Origin of the sequence: Paenibacillus pseudetheri (assembly GCF_924513355.1) — a bacterium.
Taxonomy (GTDB): domain Bacteria; phylum Bacillota; class Bacilli; order Paenibacillales; family Paenibacillaceae; genus Paenibacillus_AQ; species Paenibacillus_AQ pseudetheri.
Map to the genome: position 1 here is coordinate 1 of NZ_CAKMAB010000073.1, position 8,836 is coordinate 8,836.

General features: G+C 39.3%; 10 protein-coding genes and 1 pseudogene. 2 read left to right on the forward strand and 9 right to left on the reverse strand.

The window, feature by feature from the left end:
- Positions 1-111, forward strand: a pseudogene (locus tag L1028_RS30510) (IS30 family transposase); the annotation flags it as partial.
- Positions 112-247: 136 nt separating this feature from the next.
- Here the strand turns inward: L1028_RS30510 and L1028_RS30515 are convergent.
- The 4 genes from L1028_RS30515 to L1028_RS30530 all read right to left on the reverse strand — a co-directional run bounded on the left by L1028_RS30515 (position 248) and on the right by L1028_RS30530 (position 2,048).
- Positions 248-424 carry a hypothetical protein gene (locus L1028_RS30515; protein WP_234541899.1) on the reverse strand — a complete coding sequence of 59 codons (177 nt, stop codon included), beginning with the start codon at positions 422-424 and terminating at the stop codon, positions 248-250.
- A 236-nt stretch (positions 425-660) separates the two neighbouring features.
- Complete coding sequence (locus L1028_RS30520; protein ID WP_234541900.1) at positions 661-1,068, reverse strand: hypothetical protein; 408 nt, start codon at positions 1,066-1,068, stop codon at positions 661-663.
- 138 nt (positions 1,069-1,206) lie between these two features.
- Complete coding sequence (locus L1028_RS30525; protein WP_341482597.1) at positions 1,207-1,752, reverse strand: tyrosine-type recombinase/integrase; 546 nt, start codon at positions 1,750-1,752, stop codon at positions 1,207-1,209.
- Entirely contained in the window at positions 1,725-2,048 is a 324-nt protein-coding gene (locus tag L1028_RS30530; RefSeq protein ID WP_234541901.1) for a site-specific integrase, read from the reverse strand. The genes L1028_RS30525 and L1028_RS30530 overlap by 28 nt, the downstream gene beginning before the upstream one ends.
- Positions 2,049-2,420: 372 nt before the next feature.
- Here L1028_RS30530 and L1028_RS30535 point away from each other — a divergent pair, with 372 nt between their 5' ends.
- Positions 2,421-2,576 carry a hypothetical protein gene (locus L1028_RS30535; RefSeq protein ID WP_234541902.1) on the forward strand — a complete coding sequence of 52 codons (156 nt, stop codon included), beginning with the start codon at positions 2,421-2,423 and terminating at the stop codon, positions 2,574-2,576.
- Positions 2,577-2,740: 164 nt separating this feature from the next.
- Here L1028_RS30535 and L1028_RS30540 read toward each other — a convergent pair whose 3' ends face one another.
- From L1028_RS30540 to L1028_RS30560, 5 genes are all read right to left on the reverse strand, one after another.
- A complete protein-coding gene (locus tag L1028_RS30540) occupies positions 2,741-3,760 on the reverse strand; it encodes an alpha/beta hydrolase (RefSeq protein ID WP_234541903.1) in 1,020 nt (339 codons plus the stop codon).
- A 124-nt stretch (positions 3,761-3,884) separates the two neighbouring features.
- Positions 3,885-4,556 carry a response regulator transcription factor gene (locus L1028_RS30545; protein WP_234541904.1) on the reverse strand — a complete coding sequence of 224 codons (672 nt, stop codon included), beginning with the start codon at positions 4,554-4,556 and terminating at the stop codon, positions 3,885-3,887.
- Positions 4,557-4,561: 5 nt separating this feature from the next.
- Positions 4,562-5,716: a sensor histidine kinase gene (locus L1028_RS30550; protein WP_234541905.1), complete on the reverse strand. Its 1,155-nt coding sequence runs from the start codon at positions 5,714-5,716 to the stop codon at positions 4,562-4,564.
- A gap of 1,059 nt (positions 5,717-6,775) precedes the next feature.
- A complete protein-coding gene (locus L1028_RS30555) occupies positions 6,776-7,690 on the reverse strand; it encodes a phosphotransferase (protein ID WP_234541906.1) in 915 nt (304 codons plus the stop codon).
- Between the two features lie 192 nt (positions 7,691-7,882).
- A complete protein-coding gene (locus L1028_RS30560; RefSeq protein ID WP_234541907.1) occupies positions 7,883-8,641 on the reverse strand; it encodes a class I SAM-dependent methyltransferase in 759 nt (252 codons plus the stop codon).
- Positions 8,642-8,836 lie beyond the last annotated feature (195 nt).

An 8,836-nucleotide genomic window follows, 5' to 3' on the forward strand; every position in this document is an offset into this window, starting at 1 on the left:
GATCAGGAACTAGCTCATGCCTTACATCTCATTAACCATCGTCCACGAAAATGCTTAGGCTGGAAATCTGCTCATGAATCTTTCATGGACCATGTGTCGCACTTAGCTTGACAATCCGTCAAATAAAAAATCGTCAGCTTTTGAAAAATGAGTTTTAGACTGATCCATTATTAGAAGCAGCGGCGGACCAAGACTTGATAAATAAAGTCTTAGACTGCCGCTGTTGTCGTTCAACTAACGTTCCCCGTTAGCTTAACGGACCTCCGGTACTATTGTTATCAACTGATTTAGGATGAAGACTATTTTCTATTACAAAGAAGTGATTGAAAATACCTAATACACGTATTTTATTGTCTTCTTCTCCAAATATATTGGTTTCTGCTGTCATAAAAATAAGTAGATGAGTGATATGTCCTGATTCCATGTCATTTATAGTGTGAAAGCAATTAGAGCTTGTTCTACTATCGCAATTAAGGCCATGGATCTTATGAAGGTATAAATCATAATCTTGAGTGCTTGGTTCTGTATAAACCATCACAAACAATAACAAGACAACGATTAAGTATACGTATCTTTTTTTATTAACACTCTTCACCTCCTTTTACATTCTCCCAACAGCCAATTGGTGTGGTTATTAAGCTCTTGTGTTTAGTGTAACAATTAGAATGGGCAAATGTTGACCTTAAACGTAGCATAATTATTGGGATAAGCCAGCATAATGTTGTTATCTTTAATCCCCGAAGTCTCAAACATCCATTCTCCATTAACTTCAGTAGTTTCGTTAGGTTTTAACCATTTATTAACTGAAATCTTTTGATCCCCCGATTGAAAATTATTTTTTATTGAATCTAAAAATAATGTCTTAATTTCTTTTACGTAAACAGGATAATGACCATCATTTTTAATAGTCGCATTAAATTTAATGGTTTGAGTAGTCGATTGATTATCTGATTTAGCTGAAGATGCTCCCCAACCACTTACATATGTATTAGGTATTATCCAAGACCTATTAAAATACAGAATGAGGATACTAATAATGAGAAATACAACAATAAATGATTTTCGCATTTAGGTATCGCCTCCTGCCTAAGATACTAACACATTTTAGTCTGGTAAATATATACATTCCAGGCATGTCTTCTTCATTATCCTGCCCTTTAGTTGAATAGCGGCAGATTTCTAAAAGGGATCTGCCGCTATTATATGCTAAAAAAATCGTCGATACATTTCTCTCCTGCGTTCGCCACGAAGTTGTGCGTATATTTGCGTGGTTGAGGCTTTCTCATGACCCAACATACCTTGGATGAAATCCAAGGGAGCACCGTTATCAAGGAGTTGGCAAGCATAGGTATGTCGAAAGCGATGCGGATAAACATTCGTTTCAATCTCTCCTCGATCTGCAAGTCGTTTTAATGCCCACCTTATTGTAGGAATAGCCATGCGTTTAGTTGGGTTGGTATCCGTTACGAATAAGGCTTTACAGGTATCTCCACGACTGGTCAGGTACTTCCTTAACCATACTTTGCACTCTGTCGTAAAGTACACTTCTCTCTGCTTGGAGCCCTTACCGTTTACGACTATAGAGCAGTTTTCCCAGCTGAGATCCTCGATGTTTATCCTCTCTACTTCCCCGACTCGACAGCCAGTACAATAGAGAAGCTCAAGCAGCGCTCTTTCTCTTAATGATTGGCACGAGATCTTAAGATGAATAACATCTTCCTCGACTAAAAACTTAGGAATTCGCTTGTCAATTTGGGTTCTCTTAGTTTTAAAGAGGGATTTGAAGTCAGGTAAGTCTCTTCATACGCATAGCGAAATAGGGATCGGACGAAACGAATTCGATGCCCTAGGCTGCTTGGCTTCAAACGTTCTGCTTGTTTCGCCAAATATTGCTTCAGCATTAGCAATGTAATCTCCGCTATCTCGGGATCACCTAGTTCCGTCATTAGCATTTTGTTTTGGAGGACGTAGGCGTTCAATGTTCTCGGACTATATCCTTGAATTCGTTTATCAGCCTCATATAGATGCCACAACTCACTTAACTTCATAATAAAACCTCCCCTTAGAAGCTATTACAACTAGGTTTGCTTCTAAAGAGAGGTTTTAATCTTCTAACCTGCTTGAGCTAGCGTGTCCCGTTAGCTTAATTCCGAAATCCCTCGGGCAGACCGAGGGGCGATAATAAGCTCATCCCAGTTCATCGGGGATGAGCTTTTCTTTTATACTTAAAAGATTAGCACTGGGTTAAGAACGAATGTGGTGTTGGGACTTAGATCTCGTCACATAAAGTGTTTCAGCCCTAGCAATGTTAATACCCCGATTTAGTTGGTTGGGCCTAGAGCCCGTATCTCCGTGCCAACCTGTGGAGAGGATTTGTTTTGGGTCCTATTTTGGGTCCTAGTGTCATCCAAGGAGGTCATATGAATCAACCTGTTTTAAGTATCGATATTGCGAAGGGAAAGAGTGTTGCCGCTGCCTTCACTTCCTATGGCGTACAAGTGAAAAAGCCCTTCTCTTTCTCCCATTCACCTGATCATGTTTCGTCATTGCTTTCAGTTCTTGTTCAGCACCGATAATCACGGAGTGCAGACTCATGGCTTATTTCTCTTCTGCTATTTCAAAATAAACGATTTCGCGTAATTGAATGTGATGCGTTTTGCCAGGAAACGGCTTATTGCTAGAATACAAGATATTCAACTCTTTAAGAAAGTTAGGGACCAACATAGTTATTCGTTTTATATCACTTTATAAATGTATCGCACATCCATTTATAAAATTTTTCCTTCTCTTCAAATAGTGGATAATGAGCTGACTCTTCAAAAGAAATGAACTCCTTTTGATCCGCTTCAATCCTATCAAAATAATTTTTGGCTGCATTAGATGAAGTCATAGCGTCGTATTTACCCATTACAAAATAAAATGGTAAATCAAGTTTTGTGACTATCTTAGGTAATGGCTTATCAAAAACCTCTTTTACAAGTTGTTCTTGTGTCTTAGCAACTCCATAGTTATAGCGAATAAAATCCAACAAATTATATTCACGACTTAATAGTATTTCGCCATCCGACATATTAATAAGTCTTGTAGCGCCGCCATACTTCCCTACATAACCTCTTGGAACCGCTGCCTCTCCTTTATATATTGTTTCAGCGATCCCCTCTAAGTACTTCACATCTTCTGTATTTCCGGCTTTTTTTGCTTCACTTATTGTATAATTCAAATTATCTATTTCACTTTCTTGCATATTACTCACTTGACCAATCCCAATATAGGCTTCATATTTTTCTGGAGCTTTATAAGCAGCCGTTGTTCCTAAGTATGTGCCGTAAGAATGACCTATTAAGATCACTTTCTCTTTACCAAATCGTTTTGAAATATAATCCGTAAGTTCTAATAAATCATCTACAAGTACATCTGCCGTTAAGTTAGAATAATCTTCATTAAAATGATACGATTTGCCGCTTCCTCTTTGGTCGTAATTAACGACAGTGAAATCCTTTTCTAATAAGTCTTCGTACTTGGCATAAGGAATTTCGGACACACTCGGTCCCCCGTGTACATATATAATGACCGGGTTATTTTGATCATGACCTCTAATCATGATTTGCTGTTTGGTACCATTGATCTCAACTTGTTCTAAAACGCTAATACTGTTATCCCCTTTTATATTCGAAGTCCATGTGGGCCTAAAAAGTGCGATTACCAATATTATAATAATGAATACACCGACATATTTTATTAATCTCTTTACGTTTTTCATCTAATCCCTCCTTACCCAATACACTACAATTGAAAAGTAATATATTGTAGTGCCGGTAAGTCACTAAAAAGTCATAAAAAAGAGCATAGACAAAGTCAATTTAACTTCATCTACGCTCTCTTATTTAATGTTTCTTATCTGCTATAAGACTCTCTTCCATTGCTTTAGTAATAGCGGAAGATCTGTTTTTTACATTCAATTTCGAATAAATGGCAGAAACATAATTTTTTACAGTACCCATGGAAAGAAACATTTTTTCTGTAATGTCTTTATTGGACAATCCTTGGGTTAAACATTTGAGAACTTTTATTTCTTGATTATTTAAATCATAGGGATGATTCATAACGTTATAGTCTTGATCTGAGTGTGAGTTATGATTTAATTGTATTTGACCAAACACCTCTTTTGCTAATTGTTGAGGAATAAGGGAACCTCCGTGATACACCATTTTAATTCCCTGAACTAAATATTCTGGATCAACAGCCTTTAATATATAACCCTCTGCACCAGCATTTAAGGCATTCAACACATGAGTGACATCTTGAAAAGTAGTAAGGATGATCACTTTAATATTGGGCCAACGTTTTTTTATTTCTTCTGTTGCCTTAACCCCATCCATCACCGGCATTTGAATATCCATTAAAAGAATATCAAGGTTTTCCCTTTCGCATAAAGCAATTGCCTCTTCTCCATTTTCTGCAGTTCCAACAATCTCAATGTCAGAAATATTTTCAATCACAATTTTTAAACTTTTTCTTAGAATCTCTTGATCTTCAACGATTGCCGCTTTAATCATGATCATTAAATTTCCTTTGCCATAGGTATGATACACGTGATCCTCATACCATTATTCAATTTAGAATCAAAGTTAACCGTACCCGCTAATGCCGATATTCGATCTTTCATGGAGCGTAAGCCAAATCCTAAATTTAATTTATGACAACCATTTCCATTATCATCGATAAGAACGATCAATTCTTCTTGTTCAAACGAAATATTTACTTTAATAAAAGTAGCCTGACCATGTCTTTTCGCATTTGTAAGTCCTTCTTGGATACAACGAATAATGGCAAACTTTACTCTTTCACTGACTTTGGTCGCTTCCCCTTTGACATTCAGTTGTATATCTGTTGATGTATGTTTCATAAAATCAGCAATCAATTCTTGCACTGATTCAACAAGTGTCTGATGGTCCGTTGGAGACATATGGTGAATTGTCTTTCTCACATCGTTCAAGCCATTCCGTGCTAAATCTGAAATCTCTTTTATACTATTTTCTGCTTCTTTTTGATCTGCCGGATATAGAAAAGGAAGGGCATCTAAGCTTGTTATGACCGATGTGAAAATATGACCTACCGTATCATGCAAGTCTTGCGAAACTCTATTTCGTTCTTCCTTTATCGTCAGTTCCTCAATCTTTTTTGAGTAATATTCCAAATCCTTATTTTTTTCCTCTATAGAGGCAATTAACTCTTTATTAGCTTTGTTGACAATGGTCATCCTTCCTAAACAAAACCCAATACCATAAAAAATAGTTGTGTCAACGAAGAGTTTAAAGAAATCCTGATTAGTGAAGAGACTGCCAGCCCATGTACTAGCTATTACGGCGAAAGGTCCTAACCAAATTAATGGCTTAACTTGACAAGCATAAGCAAGAGTAAGGATAGGCACAAGTAAAAAGCTGTAAGTCACTGATATATCATACTGACTCGATAAGTAAATAAACAAAGAACCCGTTAACAACACCTCAGCCATTAAATAATATTGGAATTTAATAAGCCCAGGTCGATAAAATAGATGGGGTATTATATAAGAACAACTAGCCCATAAAAGTAAAATCCACTTTTCTGAACCAATCGTACTACTAAATATCGCGTATCCATTGAATGTAAACCATACCGTACGCATGAGAAATAGAAAATAGTCGGGCCAATGCCATTTTCTTTGATCACTCATTTTCGAATCATGCCTGGAGATGATAAATGTAACTGCATTATGAACCTTACTCCCCTTTGTGAATTTTGTATTTTCCTATGTTATTGCCTAAGAAATCAAACCCAATGAAGTGTTTCAATATCAACTAAAGGATATAACTTTTTTTGAGGAATTGTCTATACTTTAAGGGAATAGGTCTTCTTATTGGAGCCCCAGGCGCAGGAAAAAACGGTGACCATGATTACAATAACATCATCCATTCCTTTTGATTAAAGTTAGTTTACAACTTAGAGTTAGCTCTAATTCAAGTTAATAAAAAACCTGCACCGAAATAACGGAATGCAGGTATATACAAACAGATGGAACAAAAAGGTAAAACATCGTGTTCATCCAGTGAAGTGTAGATAAAACCGTGCAACTTTTTATAAACGCTATAACTTTTTTCGAAATGGTACATCTTTCTTTCAATTCTACAAAAGATGTCTTTTGAAAATAAAGTCAATTGAAAATTCGGCAATACCAGATTTTCCTTGCACTGTACGTCTCCATTCCGATAATATGCGGATATGACAACTACCTATATGGTGTTCCAATACGCCAGCCTCCTCATTTCATCTCAACTTCCAGTTTAGGTTAATTCGGCTAAAGGCAAAGTTTTTACAAATCATGCTACGTTCACTATTCGGTTCGGTACAACTGACCGCATGCCGCATTAATGTCCGATTCGAATTGTGACGCCGCCCGGCCCAGACAAGAACATATACCGTTCATGTATCAATAACCAAGATACCTGTAATATTCGTTCGACCTTTTAAACGACAAAAGCTGCCGTATCCGACGTCGGCAGTTTTGAACTATCCTGCCGTTACTTCAATGCGAAAGGGAGCAGCTGCCCGTAGCGGTCTGCTCTCTGGTTGTTTGAACTATCGTGTCTCGTTAGCGCAACGACTTACTCTGTTGAATTTCGTGTTCCTCAACATAAAGCGGCATCAGAGAAGGCGGATCGTACCTTATCGCGGCCTTTAAACGACAAAATGGTGCCGATAGCCATAGCCCCATAGCCGCAACGAAATAATGAGCCTAATCCGACAGTGCCCGCATGATGTTGGATTTCGCCTCTGCCGCAATCGCTTCATTCCCGTCATCGACCGCTTGCATTAAGATCAGTATGGGGATGTATACCGCGATCAGCCGCGCCAGCAGCTTCGTTTCCTCGTCCGCTCCTCCGTACGTTTCGAAAAACACGCCACGAGCGTAAGGTGGTAAAAAGCTATAAGCAACGCTCAAATCGCAAGCCGGATGGCCTACGCTCAGATCGCCCCAATCAATGATGCCGGAAACGATCCCGTTCTCATTCACAAGCATATTTTTGAAATGAAGATCGCCATGTAGCAGTGCCTTCACCGCCTCGACACGGTCCTTTTGCAGCCTGCTAATATACGCTTCGATCACACCGGACTCCTCCGGCGACAAGTGTTCAACCACCTTCGATAGAAAGCCCTCCAATTTCACTTTGCGCGATGCTATGTCCGTCAAGTTTCGATGATCTTGCTGAACTCCGCACTTCAGCGCCGCCTGCACCGGAAACTCATGCAATCTCCGCAAAAATTTCGCCAGCGTCTCTGCCGATAAAGCCCGGCGTTCTTCCGTCAAACCGATTGGGAAATCTCCTGGCACGTAGGCATAGCCAAGAAATGGTGCCGGGTATTCGTCACTTGCTTCGCCATAAAACAACGGTTTCGGATAGGGGATGGTCATATATGCCTCCAGCTTCGGCAGCAGCTTCCCTTCCATACGAATCGAGCCAACTGCAATCGTTCTTCTTGGAAACCGGAACACGTACTCGTCACCGATGAGAAAAACCGTATTGTCCCAGCCCCAGCCCAATCGCTTCACTTGCTTCGATGACAGCTGAGGGAATTGTCTGCCGATCAGCGTCCGCGCCTGCTCTTCGTTAACCTCCCACTCCGCATCCCATACATTCGTTCCTCCCATGAATTGTCTGCCTCCTCGTTCCTTACGTTATTTAGATGTTTACATTCCCTGGAAGTTACGCATAACTGCCCGTTAGCTGAACAAAGGCAGCCGATCCACTGATCGATTGCCTTTGTGTCGTTATTGAGCTATCGTGTCCCGTTAGTTGAACGATCCACGTACTAAACGGATCTAAGCTTTATGAAAATACCCTTATTTTTTAGTGCATTTTATAATAAATGCAGCAGGTATTAATGATGCCTTTTGATGTGTATACCACACTGTAGAATCTCCCGATTTTATTTCCTCTGTGATGACAACATCTTCAATCACTTTTTCAATTTGAAATCCAGACTGAATTAGCTCATTTATATATGTACTGAGTTTTAGTTGATTCATCATAGCTGGCAAGTCCCATGGTTCACACTGTTGAGGACCTTCCTCATGATAAGATTTTTTAATTACAAACTGCTCGCCTTCCTGTTTAATTCGATTATGTAACGGGTGCTCCCAGCTAAAAATAAAGGTCCCACCAGGTTTCAGGTAGCTGAATACTTGCTGTAATGTCATTGGCAAATCAACGGTCCAACCAATGGCGTAGATGGAATAAACGATATCAAAATATTCACTCGGAATACCAGGGTTCTTTTCCATTGGTCCTTGGAAAAGATTCAATTTTGATTTATGAGCCGATAGCAAATCCCACGCAGTCTCGATCTGAGTATCGGATAAGTCAATTCCCCAAAGCTCTGAGGCTCCACGTGAGGCCATGAAATTTAAAGAGTGGCCACTTCCGCAACCAATTTCTAAGACTATTTTATCCTCTACATTACCAAATAAGTTTAATTCGTTTTCTGTGGGCAAGAATGGGCCGTAAACTGGAAGTGCAGTCCTCCCAAAAAATCGGGGAGCTACTTCATCCCAACTTTTCTTATTCAATAAAATATAGTCTTCCTTTATGGATTCCAACATGTAATTTGATCCTCCCAAGGTTAAATCTTACAACCGTCTTATATTCGATGCGTTTATTGGATTATCCTGCCCGATCGTATTATGAGGTCACCAGATCTTTCTGGTGGACCTCATTTTTGTGTGGTCGTAAGATAGCGGTAGCCGGGGATCGAACGTTTCTGCCCGTGGGAGTCGGATCCCGAGAGCTATACAGTT

Bases quoted from the DNA above. Each gene is read 5' to 3' on its own strand.
- L1028_RS30520 (WP_234541900.1), bottom strand. From the start codon at position 1,068: ATGCGAAAATCATTTATTGTTGTATTTCTCATTATTAGTATCCTCATT.
- L1028_RS30540 (WP_234541903.1), bottom strand. From the start codon at position 3,760: ATGAAAAACGTAAAGAGATTAATAAAATATGTCGGTGTATTCATTATT.
- L1028_RS30555 (WP_234541906.1), bottom strand. From the start codon at position 7,690: ATGGGAGGAACGAATGTATGGGATGCGGAGTGGGAGGTTAACGAAGAG.
- L1028_RS30560 (WP_234541907.1), bottom strand. From the start codon at position 8,641: ATGTTGGAATCCATAAAGGAAGACTATATTTTATTGAATAAGAAAAGT.
- L1028_RS30550 (WP_234541905.1), bottom strand. From the start codon at position 5,716: ATGAGTGATCAAAGAAAATGGCATTGGCCCGACTATTTTCTATTTCTC.
- L1028_RS30530 (WP_234541901.1), bottom strand. From the start codon at position 2,048: ATGAAGTTAAGTGAGTTGTGGCATCTATATGAGGCTGATAAACGAATT.
- L1028_RS30535 (WP_234541902.1), top strand. From the start codon at position 2,421: ATGAATCAACCTGTTTTAAGTATCGATATTGCGAAGGGAAAGAGTGTT.
- L1028_RS30545 (WP_234541904.1), bottom strand. From the start codon at position 4,556: ATGATTAAAGCGGCAATCGTTGAAGATCAAGAGATTCTAAGAAAAAGT.
- L1028_RS30515 (WP_234541899.1), bottom strand. From the start codon at position 424: ATGGAATCAGGACATATCACTCATCTACTTATTTTTATGACAGCAGAA.